This window comes from Rhodococcus sp. NPDC059969, assembly GCF_042738325.1.
Classification (GTDB): Bacteria; Actinomycetota; Actinomycetes; order Mycobacteriales; family Mycobacteriaceae; genus Rhodococcus_F.
The window spans coordinates 1,847,524-1,863,907 of sequence record NZ_JBHWUF010000001.1; the positions used below are offsets into that span (position 1 = coordinate 1,847,524).

The 16,384-nt window shown below is 64.8% G+C and carries 15 protein-coding genes; 10 read left to right on the top strand and 5 right to left on the bottom strand.

What is annotated here, in order from left to right; translation table 11 throughout:
• Nucleotides 1–94 precede the first annotated feature (94 nt).
• Nucleotides 95–1,414, top strand: coding sequence for a M18 family aminopeptidase (locus tag ACFWAD_RS08700; RefSeq protein WP_378542826.1), 1,320 nt, complete (start codon nt 95–97; stop codon nt 1,412–1,414).
• An 11-nt stretch (nt 1,415–1,425) separates the two neighbouring features.
• Here the strand turns inward: ACFWAD_RS08700 and ACFWAD_RS08705 are convergent, their stop codons facing one another.
• Complete coding sequence (locus ACFWAD_RS08705) at nt 1,426–2,412, bottom strand: Dyp-type peroxidase (RefSeq protein ID WP_378542828.1); 987 nt, start codon at nt 2,410–2,412, stop codon at nt 1,426–1,428.
• A gap of 249 nt (nt 2,413–2,661) precedes the next feature.
• Between ACFWAD_RS08705 and purL the strand changes: the two genes are divergently transcribed.
• From purL to purM, 9 genes are all read left to right on the top strand, one after another.
• On the top strand, nt 2,662–4,941 hold the full coding sequence (gene purL / locus ACFWAD_RS08710) for a phosphoribosylformylglycinamidine synthase subunit PurL (protein WP_378542830.1): 2,280 nt from the start codon (nt 2,662–2,664) through the stop codon (nt 4,939–4,941).
• A gap of 3 nt (nt 4,942–4,944) precedes the next feature.
• On the top strand, nt 4,945–6,729 hold the full coding sequence (locus ACFWAD_RS08715; protein WP_378542832.1) for an alpha/beta hydrolase: 1,785 nt from the start codon (nt 4,945–4,947) through the stop codon (nt 6,727–6,729).
• Nucleotides 6,726–7,382, top strand: coding sequence for a CPBP family intramembrane glutamic endopeptidase (locus ACFWAD_RS08720; protein WP_378531961.1), 657 nt, complete (start codon nt 6,726–6,728; stop codon nt 7,380–7,382). Before ACFWAD_RS08715 ends, ACFWAD_RS08720 begins: the two co-directional genes overlap by 4 nt.
• Complete coding sequence (locus ACFWAD_RS08725) at nt 7,382–7,771, top strand: sterol carrier family protein (protein WP_378542834.1); 390 nt, start codon at nt 7,382–7,384, stop codon at nt 7,769–7,771. The genes ACFWAD_RS08720 and ACFWAD_RS08725 overlap by 1 nt, the downstream gene beginning before the upstream one ends.
• 147 nt (nt 7,772–7,918) lie before the next feature.
• Nucleotides 7,919–9,496: an amidophosphoribosyltransferase gene (gene purF, locus ACFWAD_RS08730; protein ID WP_003940541.1), complete on the top strand. Its 1,578-nt coding sequence runs from the start codon at nt 7,919–7,921 to the stop codon at nt 9,494–9,496.
• Between the two features lie 192 nt (nt 9,497–9,688).
• The gene (locus ACFWAD_RS08735; RefSeq protein WP_003940441.1) at nt 9,689–10,297 is read left to right on the top strand and encodes an AIM24 family protein; all 609 of its coding nucleotides are present in this window, start codon (nt 9,689–9,691) and stop codon (nt 10,295–10,297) included.
• 3 nt (nt 10,298–10,300) lie between these two features.
• Nucleotides 10,301–10,978, top strand: a complete 678-nt coding sequence (locus ACFWAD_RS08740; RefSeq protein WP_378531969.1) for an AIM24 family protein — start codon at nt 10,301–10,303, stop codon at nt 10,976–10,978.
• Nucleotides 10,979–10,991: 13 nt separating this feature from the next.
• Complete coding sequence (locus tag ACFWAD_RS08745; protein WP_003939813.1) at nt 10,992–11,738, top strand: AIM24 family protein; 747 nt, start codon at nt 10,992–10,994, stop codon at nt 11,736–11,738.
• 207 nt (nt 11,739–11,945) lie between these two features.
• Complete coding sequence (gene purM, locus ACFWAD_RS08750; protein ID WP_378542836.1) at nt 11,946–13,025, top strand: phosphoribosylformylglycinamidine cyclo-ligase; 1,080 nt, start codon at nt 11,946–11,948, stop codon at nt 13,023–13,025.
• A 147-nt stretch (nt 13,026–13,172) separates the two neighbouring features.
• Here the strand turns inward: purM and ACFWAD_RS08755 are convergent, their stop codons facing one another.
• From ACFWAD_RS08755 to ACFWAD_RS08770, 4 genes are all read right to left on the bottom strand, one after another.
• On the bottom strand, nt 13,173–13,376 hold the full coding sequence (locus ACFWAD_RS08755; RefSeq protein WP_003940337.1) for a DUF3073 domain-containing protein: 204 nt from the start codon (nt 13,374–13,376) through the stop codon (nt 13,173–13,175).
• Nucleotides 13,377–13,578: 202 nt separating this feature from the next.
• On the bottom strand, nt 13,579–14,532 hold the full coding sequence (locus ACFWAD_RS08760; RefSeq protein WP_003940365.1) for an asparaginase: 954 nt from the start codon (nt 14,530–14,532) through the stop codon (nt 13,579–13,581).
• Nucleotides 14,529–15,197 carry an MOSC domain-containing protein gene (locus ACFWAD_RS08765; protein ID WP_378446596.1) on the bottom strand — a complete coding sequence of 223 codons (669 nt, stop codon included), beginning with the start codon at nt 15,195–15,197 and terminating at the stop codon, nt 14,529–14,531. The genes ACFWAD_RS08760 and ACFWAD_RS08765 overlap by 4 nt, the downstream gene beginning before the upstream one ends.
• Entirely contained in the window at nt 15,194–16,315 is a 1,122-nt protein-coding gene (locus ACFWAD_RS08770; protein ID WP_378542838.1) for a YgfZ/GcvT domain-containing protein, read from the bottom strand. Before ACFWAD_RS08770 ends, ACFWAD_RS08765 begins: the two co-directional genes overlap by 4 nt.
• Between the last annotated feature and the right edge of the window lie 69 nt (nt 16,316–16,384).

The window sequence follows — 16,384 nt, forward strand, 5'->3', positions numbered from 1 at the left end:
GTCCTGTGCCCACCTGATTCACGGCCACTGATTCGCGCCCGCTGAATTCGCGCCCGCTGATATCGCGGACACCTGTTCGGGCATGATGAGGGGCATGACTTCTCAGACTTCTCGGACGTCTCAGGCCGGGGCGGCTTCTCTGACCGGGGCCGACGCAGACGGCTTGTGTAGCTTCGTCGATTCGTCACCGTCGCCGTTCCATGTGTGCGCGACGGTGGCGACCGAGCTGACGGCCGGCGGGTTCGTCGAAGTCCACGAAACGCAGTCGTGGCCCGCCGAGCCCGGACGGTACTTCCTCGTGCGAGGCGGTTCGCTGATCGCCTGGAGCACCGAGGGCGTCGGAAGTGCCGCTCCGTTCCGGATTGTCGGAGGTCATACCGACAGCCCGAATCTGCGGGTCAAACAGCATCCCGACCTCACTTCGGCCGGGTGGCAGATGGTGGGCCTCGAACCGTACGGCGGTGCGTGGCTGAACTCGTGGCTCGACCGCGATCTCGGTATCTCGGGACGATTGAGTGTGCGGGTGGGAAACACTGTGGAGCAGAAGCTGGTTCGCATCGACGACCCGATTCTTCGTGTTCCGCAGCTGGCTATCCACCTGTCCGAAGATCGCAAGGGCGTGATGCTGGATCCGCAGCGGCACGTCAACGGAATCTGGGGAGTGGGTTCGAAGCACAAGTCTTTCATCGGTTTTGTCGCCGAGCGTGCGGGTGTGGCCGCGTCGTCGGTTCTCGGCTGGGAGTTGATGACACACGACCTTGCGCCCAGCGCAGTGGTGGGTGTGGACAAGGAATTGGTCAGCGCCCCTCGGCTCGACAACCAGGGCACGTGTTATGCAGGGACACAAGCACTTCTGGCCGCGGCCGAGTCGCCGGGGCAGCAGGTCCCGGTGCTCGCACTCTTCGATCACGAAGAGGTCGGCAGCATGTCCGATCGCGGAGCTTTCTCGGACCTGCTGAACACCGTGCTCGAGCGGATCGTGTTGGGACGCGGTGGCGGCCGCGAAGAATTCCTGCAGGCGATGGCCGGCTCGGTATGCGCGTCGGGCGACATGGCGCACGCCACGCACCCCAACTATCCGGACCGCCACGAGCCCGCTCATCGGATCGAGATCAACGGTGGGCCGGTACTCAAGGTGAACCAGAACTTGCGATACGCCACCGACGCAGCCGGTGCAGGCGAATTCGCGCTCGCCTGCGATCAGGCAGGAGTGCCCATGCAGCGCTACGTCCACCGCGCCGATCTGCCGTGCGGCTCCACCATCGGACCGATCACGGCATCACGCACCGGACTTTCCACCGTAGATGTGGGCGCGCCTCAGCTCGCCATGCACTCGGCCCGCGAGCTGATGGGCGCGGCAGATGTCCGCATGTATGCCGACGCGCTCGGTGCCTTCCTCACTCCGCGTAGTTAGAGGGCGCGTAGTTAAAGTGCAGGGAGCCCAGTCGGTGTCGAGGGCGCAGCCGGTAGATCCTCGAAGAAGTCGGCGCTCGGTGTGAAGAACATCGAGCCCGTCACGGCCGTCGAGAAATCGAGCAGACGGTCGTAATTGCCGCGAGGGTTACCGAGAAACATGTTCTCGAGCATCCGTTCGGTGATCGCCGGAGTCCGGCAGTAGCCGATGAAGAAGGTGCCGATCTCGTCGTCGCCGAGGCGTCCGTACGGCATGTTGGCACGCAGGATCTCGAGAGCCTTGCCGTTCTCGTCCTTGATCGCGTTGAGGGCTACGTGCGAGTTGGCCGGCTTCACTTCGGACGTCATCTCGATGTCCTCGAGCTTGCTGCGCCCGATCACACGCTCCTGCTCGTCGACGGTGATTGCTTCCCAGTCCCGCATCTTGTGGATGTAGCGCTGGATGTGGACGTAGCTGCCGCCTGCGAACTCGGGATCCTCGTCGCCGACCGTCACCGCGGCGACGGCGTCGCGGCCCACCGGATTCTCGGTGCCGTCGACGAAGCCGATGAGGTCGCGGTTCTCGAAGTACTGGAAGCCGTGAACTTCGTCGACGACGGTGGCCGCGCCGTGCAGTCGCTTCGTGATCTGCCGAGCGACCTCGAAACACGCGTCCATGCTCATCGCGCGGATGTGGAAGAGCAGATCGCCGGGAGTCGACGGCGCCGAGTGAACGTCACCCTGTAGAGCGGTGAACGGGTGCAGTAGGGCAGGGCGCGGACCGGCGAACAGTCGATCCCAGGCCGACGATCCGATGCTTGTCACCACATCCAAACCTGATCCGGGGACGCGCAGTCCCACGGCGCGCTGCAGACCCGCGACGTCGGCGAGTAGTTCTCGTGTGGTGTTCTCGCCACCCGGATTCACGGTCGCGACCAGGAAAATTGCAGCCGGAGTGAGGGGAGTGGTCACCGACTGGGACTGCGCCGTGAGATCGGACTGACGAACATCCTGGGGCATGCGAGGCCTTTCGAGGAGAGAGTGGACCGGGCTGACTTTAAGAAAACCGACCGGATTACCCAAACCGGTTCGGGTGTGACCGGCGATACTTCGCAGGCCCGGAGGTGTTGCGGGTGCTGCCGTCTGCGGAAGTCGTCGGCCCACACCGATAGACTGTCCCCCGGCACGTTCTTTCGTTGGGCACATTCGTGGTGTCCCGCTCCGCGCCGGCTTGCCTCTTGACTCCCGTAGGGAAGGGACCACTCTCCAGTGTCTGCTCACCAGGTCGATACCGTCACGCACGCATCGGCTGATCCCGATGCCGCTCAGCCGTTCAAGGAGCTCGGTCTCAAGGACGACGAATACGCACGCATCAAGGAGATCCTGGGCCGCCGTCCCACGGACGCCGAACTGGCGATGTACTCGGTGATGTGGAGCGAGCACTGCTCGTACAAGTCCTCCAAGGTCCACCTCGGATACTTCGGCAAGACCACCACCGACGAGATGCGCGCCAACATGCTGGCCGGTATCGGTGAGAACGCCGGCGTCGTCGACATCGGTGACGGCTGGGCAGTCACGTTCAAGGTCGAGAGCCACAACCACCCGTCGTACGTCGAGCCCTACCAGGGTGCGGCCACCGGCGTCGGCGGCATCGTCCGCGACATCATGGCCATGGGTGCGCGCCCGATCGCCGTCATGGATCAGCTGCGTTTCGGCGCTGCTGACGCCCCCGATACCCGTCGCGTCGTCGACGGTGTCGTGCGCGGTGTCGGTGGATACGGAAATTCCCTCGGCCTGCCGAACATCGGCGGCGAGACGGTCTTCGACGAGTCCTACGCAGGCAACCCGCTGGTCAACGCCCTCGCGGCCGGCGTCATGCGTGTCGAGGATCTGCATCTGGCCTTCGCTTCAGGTGCGGGCAACAAGATCATCCTGTTCGGCGCACGCACCGGTCTCGACGGAATCGGTGGCGTCTCGGTTCTCGCGTCGGCGACGTTCGACGGTGACGGCGGCGGACGTAAGAAGCTGCCCGCGGTTCAGGTCGGCGACCCGTTCACCGAGAAGGTGCTCATCGAGTGCTGTCTCGACCTCTACAAGGCCGGCCTCGTTGTCGGTATCCAGGACCTCGGCGGCGCCGGGCTGTCCTGCGCCACCTCCGAGCTGGCTGCAGCCGGCGACGGCGGCATGCACATCAACCTCGAGAAGGTTCCGATGCGCGCCACCGGCATGACCCCGGCCGAGGTGCTCTCGAGCGAATCGCAGGAGCGCATGTGCGCCGTGGTCACGCCCGAGAACGTCGATGCGTTCATGGAGGTCTGCAAGAAGTGGGACGTCCTGGCCACCGACATCGGCGAGGTCACCGACGGTGAGCACCTCACCATCTCCTGGCACGGCGAGACCGTCGTCGACGTTCCCCCGCGCACCGTCGCTCACGAGGGACCGGTCTACAACCGTCCCGTCGAGCGCCCGGCAAGCCAGGATGCGTTGATCGCGAACACGACCGCAGGGCTCGAGCGTCCCGAGACGGACGAAGAACTCGAAGCCACTTTGCTGAAGATGATCGCCTCGCCTGCCCTGTGCAGCCGCAAGTGGATCACCGAGCAGTACGACCGCTACGTCCGCGGCAACACCGTCCTGGCCGAGAACGCCGACGGCGGCGTCATCCGCATCGACGAGAAGACCGGACGCGGAATCGCGCTGTCCACCGACGCTTCGGGCCGCTACACCGCGCTCGATCCGTACACCGGTGCCCAGCTCGCATTGGCCGAGGCTTTCCGCAACGTGGCAGTCACGGGCGCAACGCCCAAGGCCGTCTCCAACTGCCTCAACTTCGGTTCGCCCGAGGATCCGGGTGTCATGTGGCAGTTCCAGCAGGCTGTTCGCGGCCTCGCCGACGGCTGCGCCACCCTTGGCATCCCCGTCACCGGCGGCAACGTCAGCTTCTACAACCAGACCGGATCCACGGCGATCCTGCCGACGCCGGTGGTTGCCGTCCTCGGTGTGATCGACGACGTTCACCGCCGCATCCCGACGGGCCTCGGACTCGAGCCCGGCGAGACGCTGATCCTGCTCGGCGACACCCACGACGAGTTCGACGGTTCAATCTGGTCGCAGGTCGAGCACGGTCATCTCGGTGGCGTGCCGCCGAAGGTCGACCTGGCCCGCGAGCAGCTGCTCGCGGACATCCTGCTCGCCTCCTCGCGTGACGGACTGGTCACCGCAGCCCACGACCTCTCCGAGGGTGGACTGGCCCAGGCCGTCGTCGAAGCCGCGCTGGCCGGTGAAACCGGTTGCCGCATCCTGATTCCCGAGGGCGCCGATCCGTTCGTCACCCTGTTCTCGGAATCGTCGGGACGCGTCCTCGTCGCAGTTCCGCGCACGGAAGAAACCCGCTTCACGGGTATGTGCACCGCCCGCGGCTTGCCGTGGACGCGTATCGGAGTCGTCGACGAGGGCAGTGATTCCGTCGAGGTCCAGGGACACTTCTCCGTCACGATGGCCAAGCTCCGTGAGGCCTTCGAGGGAACGCTGCCCGCTCTGTTCGGGTGATAGATGGTCGATTCCGGAGAACTGACTTCTTCTGACAGCCAGCCGCAGGAACACCACCTGCGGCTGGCTGTTCCCGCATCTCTCGAGAAGCTCGACAACCGCTTCACCGAGTGGGCGTGGGGTCTCCTCAAGCTCGACTTCACCGGCATCGCATTTGCCGCGTTCTTCTTCTGCTGGTCGTTGACTCCTTCGCTGCTGCCGCGAGATTGGCTGTTCCAAGGTCTGATCGGCGGCATCAACTCGGCCATCGGCTACGGGGTCGGTACCGCGATCGGCTGGGCTGTCGAGCGATACCTGCTCAGCGGGCGACGGTGGTGGCCACTGCCCGAACCGGTGCCCTCCGCGATCAAAGTGTTCGTTCCGGTCGCGTCCATCGTCGCGGCGATCATCATGCTGGTCTACGCGGCCGGGTGGCAACGCGAAATCGCGGCACTGACCGATGCCGAAGGCACGACCACCTCGGGCTACATCCGAACCCTCGGACTGAGCCTGCTCGTCGGCGGTCTGCTCATCTCGATCTGGCGGGTCCTCCACGATCTGGTGAAACTGATTGCCCGACAGCTGATGCGGCGGTTCCACTGGTCACGATCGGTGGCCAACGGTGTCGGCGTCCTGGTTGTCACCGTTCTGTTCTTCATGCTGGTCGACGGCGTCCTGGTCCGCGGAATCTACGCAACGACCAACTCGATCTTCAGTCTGCAGAACTCGACCACTCGCGACGGCGTCGTCGAACCGCAGGATCCGATGAAATCGGGTAGCCCCGAATCTGCTGCTCCTTGGGACACATTGGGGTTCGAGGGGCGAAACTTCGTCTCGCGCGGACTCGACGCGCAGGAACTCGAAGCGGCAACCGGTAAGCCTGCGATGGATCCGATTCGTGTGTACGCCGGCCTCGAAAGCGCCGAAGATCCCGAAGAGCGCATGGACCTGGTCATCAAAGAGCTGGAGAGGACCGGCGCATTCCAGCGCAAGGTTCTCGTGGTCATTCCGACGACGGGTACGGGGTGGGTCAATCCCACTGCGGCGCAGGCAATCGAACTTGTACACGACGGTGACACTGCTCTTGTCGCCAGCCAGTACTCGTACTTGCCGAGTTGGATCTCGTTCCTCGCCGACCAGGAGAAGGCGCAAGCTGCCGGACGCCTGTTGATCGAGCGGGTGCACGAAAGATGGCTCCAGGAACCGGAAGCCACCAGGCCGAAGTTCATGGTCTACGGCGAGAGCCTCGGCGTCATGGCCGGCGCCGGAGCCTTCGACACACTGCAAGCGGCGCGCGATACCGCCGACGGAATTCTGTGGGTGGGCCCACCGAACGCGACGCAGTTGTGGCGTTCGATCGAGAAGAGGCGCGATCCCGGCACCCCCGAAGTAGCGCCCGTCTACGCGGACGGCCTGGCCGGCGTACGGTTCGCGGATCGCTCCGAAGACATTCCGACCGACGGGATGACGTGGCCGGAGCCGCGAGTTCTGTTTGTCCAGCACCCTTCCGATCCGGTGGTGTGGTGGTCGCCCGACCTGATGTTCAATCGTCCCGAGTGGCTCAAGGAAGTACCGGGATTCGACCGCTCACCGTCGATGAAGTGGTTCCCGGTCGTGACGTTCTGGCAGGTGTCGGCCGACCTCGGCAACGCCGCGGGAGTTCCGGACGGCCATGGTCACAATTACGGAACCTCCGTTCTGGACGCCTGGATCAGCGTTGCCCAGCCTGAGGGATGGACGGCCGCAGAAACCGAGCGGGTGCGATCGGCTTTGGTTGTCGCCGTGAAATCCGAGGGCCCGGAGAAGTGAGGGGAGCAGCCTCGATCGCGCTCTCCGCCGCCGCGGTCACCTGGAGCAACGTCGTGCTTCCGGCATTCGGTCTTTCGCCTCGTGCCCGCGCCGTGGTCAACACCGCAGCCGGTCTGTCGGCTATCGGCGTCCTACTCGCACGTGGTTACACCCGCGAGGAACTCGGCTTGGCGCACACCGGCATTCGTGGTGGCGCCCAGTTCGGCGGAGCCGCGGCCGGCGCAGTGCTTACGGGTTACAGCGTCGCTTTAGCCGTTCCCTCGTTGCGCGCGACTCTCGCTGCCGACGAGCGCGCAGACGGCCGCGAAGACTTCCTCGAATGGATCATCCTGCACATCCCGTTCGGCACAGTGCTCTCCGAGGAACTGTTGTTCCGTAGCGCGATGTCCGCGGTCTGGAACCGCGAATTGAACAGACCGACCGCGCAGGCCGTTCACGCACTGACTTTCGGGCTGTGGCACGTCGCCCCCGCCCGCGGTGCCGGCGACAACGTTCCCGCAGCAGTGGCGTTCACCGGTGCGTCGGCATTGCTGTTCGAGTGGCTGCATCGCAGGGGCGGCAGTGTCCTCGCACCGGCATTGCTGCACCTCGCGACCAATGCCGGTGGGGCACTTGCCGTTCGTATCGCTACTCGAAGACAGGGAGTGAACTGATGCCGCCCCGCCGCGCCGTCGACCCCGCCGAATTTCGTGCCGCAGTCCTGGCTGTCGGCCCGTGGCTTCGCGATCCGGATCTGCCGAAGCCTTCTCGCGCTGAACTCGGCGCCGCAGTGAAGATGAGTGCGCGCACTCTCGAGCAGATCGCCCCCGGATCGAGCGTCGAGGTGCGCGTCCCACCGTTTGTTGCGGTGCAGTGCATCGAAGGTCCGCGTCACACCCGCGGAACCCCGCCCAACGTCGTCGAGACCGACGCTCGGACCTGGTTGCAGATGGTCACCGGACTCCTCGAGTTTTCCGAGGCCGCAGGTGACGGACGAGTCGACGCATCAGGTAGCCGCGCCCCAGAAATAGCGCACTGGCTCCCCCTGCTGCGGTTGGCGTAGTGACAGAGCGGTTGGTGCAGTTACTAGAGACCGTCCGGTTCGCTTCGGAGTGATCTGAGGCCCAAGGCTGCCCTCAGGGGAAGTGGGTCCCAAAATGGCCGTAGACTGTGGATGCCCCCCAACCCCTGCCCACAAAGGGAGCGCCCGGTGACTCGTGCCGATCTGTCGGTCAACAGTCCAAATCTCCTCGCTTCGAACCCGTCCGACGAGGACGAGAACGAACCCCGCGAAGAATGCGGTGTATTCGGCGTTTGGGCGCCGGGAGAGGATGTGGCGAAGCTCACTTATTACGGCCTGTACGCACTTCAGCACCGTGGTCAAGAAGCTGCCGGCATTGCGGTAGCCGACGGCTCCCAGGTGTTGGTGTTCAAGGATCTCGGCCTGGTCAGTCAGGTATTCGACGAGCAGACCCTCGCAGCGATGCCAGGACATGTCGCCGTCGGACATTGCCGTTATTCGACGACCGGTTCCACGACGTGGGAGAACGCGCAGCCCATCTTCCGTACGACCACTGCCGGTACGGGCATCGCACTCGGCCACAACGGCAACCTGGTGAACACCGCTGAGCTTGCGAGCCGCACCCGTGCGGCCGGCCTGGTCAACGACAAGCGTCCCAACGCCGCGACTTCCGACTCCGACCTCATCGGTGGTCTGCTGGCGCACGCTGCCGGCGACAGCACCATCGAACAGGCTGCGATGGAATTGCTTCCCACGTTGGAGGGTGCGTTCTGCCTGACCTTCATGGACGAGCACACGCTGTACGCAGCGCGCGATCCGCACGGCATCCGCCCCCTCTGCCTCGGCCGCTTGGATCGCGGTTGGGTAGTCGCCAGCGAGACCGCAGCGCTCGACATCGTGGGTGCGTCGTTCGTCCGCGACATCGAGCCCGGTGAGCTGCTCGCGATCGACGCCGACGGCGTTCGCTCCTCGCGTTTCGCGAATCCGACGCCGAAGGGTTGCGTCTTCGAGTACGTCTACCTTGCCCGTCCCGACAGCGTCATCGGTGGCCGTTCGGTCCACTCGACCCGCGTCGAGATCGGTCGCCTGCTGGCCAGCGAGCACCCCGCCGAAGGTGACCTGGTCATCCCCGTTCCCGAGTCCGGCACCCCCGCAGCCGTCGGGTACGCACAGGGCTCAGGCATCCCCTACGGCCAGGGTCTGATGAAGAACGCCTACGTGGGCCGTACCTTCATCCAGCCGTCGCAGACGATCCGTCAGCTCGGTATCAGGCTCAAGCTCAACCCGCTCAAGGAAGTCATCCGCGGCAAGCGCCTTGTGGTGGTGGACGATTCGATCGTCCGCGGCAACACTCAGCGTGCGCTCATCCGGATGCTCCGCGAAGCCGGCGCTCTCGAAATCCACGTCCGCATCGCCTCACCGCCGGTCAAGTGGCCTTGCTTCTACGGCATCGACTTCGCCTCACCGGCCGAGTTGATCGCCAACGGAGCGGGCGGGCAGGACGCGACGTTCGAGGAAATGCTCGACGGCGTGCGTCGCTCCATCGGTGCGGACACCCTCGGATACATCTCCACCGAAGGCATGATCGCCGCCACCGAGCAGCCGGCCAGCCGTCTGTGCGCCGCGTGCTTCGACGGGACCTACCCGATCGCGCTTCCCAAGGAAACGTCGATCGGCAAGAACGTCCTCGAGGGGATGCTCGAGAGCACCGCAGGTTCGACCGCCACTCGCGACAACGACAACGCGAGCGCGCTCAGCCGCCCCTGAACACCGAAAGCGCTGAACACCGAAAGCGCTGAACACCGAAAGCCTGAAATTCGACAGCCGAGAATCTGCCGTCCACAGCATGTGGGCGGCAGATTTTCTGTTCACGACTTTCTGTTCCACGACGCGATCTGTTCCACGGCACGGCATCCGTCGTGAGCATCTGGCATAGTGCCCTCCGTGGCGCAACTGAGAATGGATGGGCACCGGGTACTGGTCGCAGACCTGGTGGGGGACACCATCAAAGCGATCAACGGCTCGATGGTGGCGTACGAGGGTGCGATCACCTTCAAGAACGCCGGTATGGGCGGTGGTGGCGGGCTGCGTGCCGCGCTGAAACAGAAGGCGGCAGGTGAATCACTGTCCCTGATGGAAGTCAGCGGTCAAGGCACCGTCTACTTCGCGGTCGACGCCCAGGACATCACGATTATCGAGCTTAACAACGACGCTTTGCACGTCGAAGCCTCACAATTGCTCGCATTGGTCGGCCAACTGCGAACCGACGTGAAATTTGCCGGTCTCCGCGGCGCAGGTTCAGGACAGGGCTTGTTCACGACGGTCGTCAGCGGCACGGGTCTGGTGGCCGTGCTGTCGAAGGGCGGACCGATCATCGCGCTCGAAGTCAGCCCGCAGTATCCGCTGGTTGCCGATCCCGACGCCTTCGTCGCTCACCGCGGTCAGCTGAACCAGAGCTTCGTCACCGACGTCACCTGGCGCTCCGCGATCGGCGGTGGCAGCGGTGAAGCGTTCTCGCTGCGATTCGACGGATCCGGTGTCGTCTACATCCAGCCCGAGGAGCGCTGACCCATGCCGTTGGAATTGGTGAACAGCAAGGTCGTCAAGTCGACTCTTACACCGGGACAGAACGTGCTCGCCCGCACCGGGTCGATGCTCTACTACACCGGCGACGTCCGCTTCGTCCCGCACAGCATGGGCGGTGGGCCCGGCGCCATGCCGAACATGGGCGGTATCGCCGGGATGGCCGGCCGCATGATGTCCGGCGAACACGCACGCATGATGGCCGCCGAGGGAAACGGTGAGGTTTTCTACGGGCACGCCGGTCTTTACGTCGAGGTCATCCACCTCGACGGTTCGTCGATGCTCACGGTCGAAGCCGACCGACTCCTCGCACACGACGGTTACCTGCAGAGTTCGATAGTCGCTCTCACGTCGCAGGGCGGCGTGCGCGGAGCGGTACGTGGCGCCATGACCGGTCAAGGCCTGTTCACGACACAGTTGCACGGACAGGGAAGCGTCGCGGTTCTCTCGCACGGGGGCGCGATTCCGTTGCAGGTCGGTCCGAACAATCCTCAGGTCGTCGTCGACCCGCAGGCGTACGTGTGCCACATCGGTCAGATCAACGTCGACATCTCCGCGAACGTCGGTTGGCGCGAGGCCGTCGGCAAGGGCTCGGGGGAGTCCATCCAGCTGAAGATGACCGGCGCCGGCACCGTCTGGGTCCAGGCGTCCGAGCAGAAGTTCTGAGAGGGCACAGAACATGGGTATCGAAATTCACAATCCGGCAACTCTGCCCGCGAACGACAACGTGCCGGGCAACGACTACGCCTTCTGCGTCGAGATGGCCGGGCAGCCGTGGTTCACGTCCAAGGGCGCGATGATCGCGTACTACGGAAACATCAACTTCGAGCCGCTCGGACGCACGAGTATGACGGCGATCGTCGCGGCCAGGTTCTCTTCGCCGCTCTACGCGGACGACTGGGTGCTCGCCCAGGGACAGGGCAAGTTGATCCTCGGCGACCGCGGATTCAACATCAATTCCTACGACCTCGACGACGGCAACCTCACGATTCGCGCGGCAAATCTCCTCGCCTTCGAGACGAGCCTGGACCTCAAACAGTCCATCGTCCCAGGCTTTTTGACGCTACTGGGGACGGGCAAGTTCCTGGCGTCGTCCAACGGGCCGGTCATGTTCGCGGAGCCGCCGCTGCGTATCGACCCGCAGGCGTTGGTGGGTTGGGCTGACTGCCCGTCACCGTCCCACCACTTCGACGCCGACTGGATGCAGAGCTTCCTGGGTGCGGTTCGCGGAAGCATGTTCGGCGCGAACACCGGCGAAGAACGCCAGTTCGATTTCACCGGAGCCGGGACGGTACTGATCCAGTCGAGCGAGAAGGTCGTCCATGACGGACATCTCCTCAAACACATCGAATCCGAGACCGTCGCACTCGGGCAGAACAGTCTGCGCGCACTGCACGCCTCGATCGGCGCGCGGCTGCAGAACTGACGTCTCGGGGTACGCGAGGTCTCACCGAGGGGGCCGGTCCGGTAGCGTATGGGCGTAATCGTCGGTATTTGTGTGCGCGCTCTGGGTCTCGAGTCGAACGATCCATCTCGCGTCACGAGGATTGCAAACACTTCACATTGCAAGACCACTTACCTGTGCACGAGCAATACGTGCTCGCGAGAAATACAAGGCTGGAGTAGTAACCCGATGACCGAGGACAGTCACCGCACCGCAGGCGCCTCCTACGCGGCAGCAGGAGTCGATATCGCCGCAGGCGACCGGGCGGTGGAACTCTTCGCCCCTCTGGCCAAGAAGGCCAGCCGCCCCGAGGTCATGGGCGGCCTCGGTGGTTTCGCCGGCTTGTTCTCCCTCAAGGGTGACTACAAGGAGCCGCTGCTCGCCGCATCGACCGACGGCGTCGGAACCAAGCTCGCTGTCGCCCAGGCGATGGACAAGCACGACACGGTCGGACTCGACCTCGTCGCCATGGTTGTCGACGACCTCGTCGTCTGTGGCGCTGAGCCGCTGTTCCTCCAGGACTACATCGCCGTCGGCCGGGTCATCCCCGAGCGTGTCGCGGAATTGGTCAGCGGTATCGCCGAGGGCTGCATCCAGGCCGGCTGCGCTCTCCTGGGTGGCGAGACCGCCGAGCACCCCGGCATCATGGCCGACGGTGACTACGACCTCTCCGCAACCGGCGTCGGTGTCGTCGAGGCCGAGAAGCTGCTCGGACCGGACCGCGTTCGCCCCGGCGACGTCGTCATCGCCATGGGTTCTTCGGGACTGCACTCCAACGGTTACTCGCTGGCCCGCAAGGTCCTGCTCGAGATCGACCGGATGAACCTGAGCGCACACGTCGACGAGTTCGGCCGCACGCTCGGTGAGGAACTGCTCGAGCCCACCAAGATCTACGCCAAGGACTGCCTGGCACTCGCTGCCGAGACCGACGTGCGCACCTTCTGCCACGTCACCGGTGGCGGCCTCGCCAGCAACCTCGCGCGCGTCATGCCCAAGGGCCTGGTCGCCGAACTCGATCGCGGAACCTGGAGCCCCGCTCCGGTCTTCGCCATGATCGCGCAGCGCGGACGCGTCGAGCGCGCCGAGATGGAGCAGACCTTCAATATGGGCGTCGGCATGGTCGCCGTCGTCGCCCCCGAGGACGTCGACCGCGCGCTGGCCGTCCTCACCGCGCGCCACATCGACTGCTGGACGCTCGGTAGCGTCAAGAAGGCGTCGGACGCCGCTGCAGAGCGTGCGTTCCTGGCCGGAGACCACCCGCGCTTCTGAACCGCAACGTCAACTGCCCCATCGGAGAGATCCGGTGGGGCAGTTTTGTTTCCGCACAAGCAGGGCGAGGCAGAAAATGGAACGCAAAAATGAGGAAGAGCGATCAGCTCTTCCTCATTTCACAGTCTGCGCGGTGGCAGTGCGCGGTCAACGCCGCCAGTCGTCGTAGTCGTCCTCTCGCGCATGCCCTTCCCTATCGGAAGTCTGGTCCGATCGGACACTGCTCCGATGCGAGTTGGTCGATCCACCTGCGAGCTCTCTTTGCAGGCTGTCGAAATCCGTGGTCGGTACGCTGTATTTCAATTCGCGTGCAACCTTGGTCTGCTTTGCCTTAGCCCGGCCGCGGCCCATGGCTGACCCCCTCGCGCTTTCGCGGGGCGGCCTGGGGAATTTGGCGGCCCCGTTTGAGTGTGTAAGTTTCCTGACACACACTCTAGCGTGGAAAAGTCGCTTCCGCTTCCACGAAGGCCTCACCGCCGTGTCTGATTGCTCTCACTATGGCCGCGAGCTGCCAGGATGCTGAAAGAACTCGTCAGAACTTTGTGAGAACTGCTCAGAAGTTTCCCGGAATTGCGCGAATCGTCCCCACTCGGGCGTCGCCGCCGAAGACCGGAGCGGACGCGAGGGCCGCCAACTCCTCGGTCCACTCCGTGTTCATACGCTTGAGCAGAGCTGCCGCCAAGGGCAGGAGCGCCCGCTCGTGACCGTCGTCGATCTTGAGGGCAAAAGCGGAACCGTCGGGAAGCGCTCCGGCGTAGATGCCGTCGTATCCGGTCTTGGAGAACAGACCCGGCACTGCGGACATCAGACGCTGATCGTTGCGGCCCGTGCCCGAAACGAGGAAGGGGTTCTCGCGGACCGCGTCGGCCACCGCTCGTTCGGGGGAGTCGGGCTCAGCCGAGGGCAGGCGTCCGAATGCCCGAGCCAGGTTCGTGAGCGAGAGCGGCACGATCGGGAGACCACAACCGTCGATGCCGAGTTCCTGCTCTTCCTCGCCGCTGAGATCGAAGATCGTCTCCTGGATCGCGAGTTGGAGGGGATGAGTCGGCTCCATGTACGTCTCGAGCGGCCAGTCGTTCACGACGCACGTGGCGAGCATCGCGGAGTGCTTGCCCGAGCAGGTCATGTAGATGGGGCTGGGAAGCTCGCCCGCTGCGATCAGTTCGGCTCGGGCCAGTTCGTTGCCCGGCAGATCGGAGGGGCACTGCAACTGGTCGACACCGAGTTGGTAGCGAGCGAGAAGCGCTGCGACCAGTTCGATGTGATCGGCCTCGCCCGCATGTGAGGACGACGCGACGGCCAGCTCTTCCGGGCTGGTGGGTGCAAAGCCGTTACGAAGCGCAGCGACGGCTTGCAGCGGCTTGTTCGCCGAGCGCGGGTAGATGGGTGTGTGAATTTCCCCGAGTCCGACAACGACCTCGCCGTCGGCGCCGAGAATGACGGCCGATCCGCGATGCACGCATTCGCGGAATCCGGAGCGGACCACTTCCACCAATTCGATACTCACGAGTGCACCTGCGCTTCTGCTTGTTCGATGAACCTCTGGACGCGCGCGGTGACGTTCGGTGCAAGGTCGGTGTGTTCTGCGAGGAGCCGTCGAAGCCGCTCAGGATCCGTTCCGGCGAAGACCTCTCGAACAGTCACTCCGTGATCCGGTACGTGGACTCGGGTGACCGAGTCGCCCGCGGCGATCGTGCCGGTCCGGTTGACGCGAAGATAGGCGCCGACGTCGGTCCGCTCGGTGAATCGCTTGACCCAGCCCTTCTCCGCGGCCCAGATGCCGAACGTGCCGCACGGGACGCGGGGAGCGGTCACCTCGAGTTCGAGAACGTCCGACGCCTCGGCTCCGGTGATGTGCCAACGCTCGCCGATCACGGCGTCCGTGACGAGCATCCCGCTGATGTGGAGATTCTCGCCGAACCATCCGGGGCCGAGAGGTCGGCCCAATTCGTCCGACCAACGCTGGGCTTCGTCGCGCTGATAGGCGTAGACAGCTTGGAAGGCGCCGCCGTGGAACTCGGTGTCGCAGACGTAGTCGCCGCCGAGTCCGAGTCGGCCGACAGCGACGCGGCCGTCGACGGGACGCTTGTCGATCGCGGTTCGCGGGACACGCCTGACGCCACTGTCACGTTCGGTGTGGAGGACGCAGACCGCGTCAACGGTGCCCGTCACTTTCCGCGCAATCGGTTGACAGCCTCACGTCCGGCCTGGGGTGCGTCGTCCGCGACGATCGAGTCCGGATCGATGGACGCGGCGCTGGGTCCGGCCATGAGTTCGGTGTCGACCGGAATGTTGCGCTTGATCAGAGCGAGCGCGATGGGGCCGAGTTCGTGATGATTGACAACGGTGCCGACGCGTCCGACGGCTCGTCCGCCCGCCGTGATCGGGTCACCCGGTTCCGGGACGGCTTCGGCGCTGCCGTCGAGGTGCAACATGACGAGATGGCGCGGGGGCTTGCCGAGATTGTGAACCCGGGCGACGGTTTCCTGGCCGCGGTAGCAGCCCTTGTCGAGGTGGACGGCGCCGTGCTCGGCCGGCCCACCGATCCAGTGGACCTCGTGCGGGATCGTCCGATCGTCGGTGTCCAGTCCGAGGCGCGGCCTCGTCGCTTCGACGCGAAGTGCCTCGAAGGCCCAACTTCCGGCGGGCTTCGCGCCGGCATCGATCAGCTTGGTCCACCACGCCGCCAATTGCTCACGTGGGATGAGGAGATCGAAAGAGTTCTCGGTGGGCCACGGCATGCGGCGGACAAATCCGCCGTCGGCCAACGCGAGAGCGTCGTAGGCCTCGGTTGGTACCTGAACCTCGAGTGCGGCGAGGACAGTTGACGCTTCGGGTCCGATCAGGCTCAGGACCGCGAGTTCGTTGCCGTCTCGGGGTTCGGCTTTGGACCAGAACACCATCTTCTTCAAGAAGGAGAGGAGGTCCGGTCCGCGGTCGGCCTCGGTGTCGATCCAGGTGACACCTGCCAAGTCTGTCTGCACGAAGTGGTGCTCGACGCGTCCGTTGACGTCCAGGCTCAGATTTTCGGCGCTCTTGCCGTCGGGGAGCGCGGCGATGTGCTGGCTCGAGATCGTGTGCAACCAGGTGAGGCGTTCGTCGCCGGGAATGGCGATCACGAATCTGTGACTGCGGTCGACCACCACTGCTGCGCGCTGCGCGGTTCGCTGTTCACCGAGGGGATCGCCGTAGTGCCATGCGACACCGATGTCGGCCGAACCGTCCGGTGCGGTGACCGCGCCGGGGGAAGTCAGAAGTGGGCTGTTGGGCACAAGAGCGTTGTCGACCACAAGAACAGTCTAGGAGTGTGGGCGGGATCGCGGTTACAGGGCGGCCCCGGCGGCTTGGCGGATCGTTAG

What these genes read in the sequence shown, in the direction of transcription:
- ACFWAD_RS08700 (WP_378542826.1), top strand. Translation starts at nt 95, where the DNA reads ATGACTTCTCAGACTTCTCGGACGTCTCAGGCCGGGGCGGCTTCTCTG.
- ACFWAD_RS08705 (WP_378542828.1), bottom strand. Translation starts at nt 2,412, where the DNA reads ATGCCCCAGGATGTTCGTCAGTCCGATCTCACGGCGCAGTCCCAGTCG.
- ACFWAD_RS08715 (WP_378542832.1), top strand. Translation starts at nt 4,945, where the DNA reads ATGGTCGATTCCGGAGAACTGACTTCTTCTGACAGCCAGCCGCAGGAA.
- ACFWAD_RS08725 (WP_378542834.1), top strand. Translation starts at nt 7,382, where the DNA reads ATGCCGCCCCGCCGCGCCGTCGACCCCGCCGAATTTCGTGCCGCAGTC.
- ACFWAD_RS08735 (WP_003940441.1), top strand. Translation starts at nt 9,689, where the DNA reads ATGGATGGGCACCGGGTACTGGTCGCAGACCTGGTGGGGGACACCATC.
- ACFWAD_RS08740 (WP_378531969.1), top strand. Translation starts at nt 10,301, where the DNA reads ATGCCGTTGGAATTGGTGAACAGCAAGGTCGTCAAGTCGACTCTTACA.
- ACFWAD_RS08745 (WP_003939813.1), top strand. Translation starts at nt 10,992, where the DNA reads ATGGGTATCGAAATTCACAATCCGGCAACTCTGCCCGCGAACGACAAC.
- purM (WP_378542836.1), top strand. Translation starts at nt 11,946, where the DNA reads ATGACCGAGGACAGTCACCGCACCGCAGGCGCCTCCTACGCGGCAGCA.
- ACFWAD_RS08755 (WP_003940337.1), bottom strand. Translation starts at nt 13,376, where the DNA reads ATGGGCCGCGGCCGGGCTAAGGCAAAGCAGACCAAGGTTGCACGCGAA.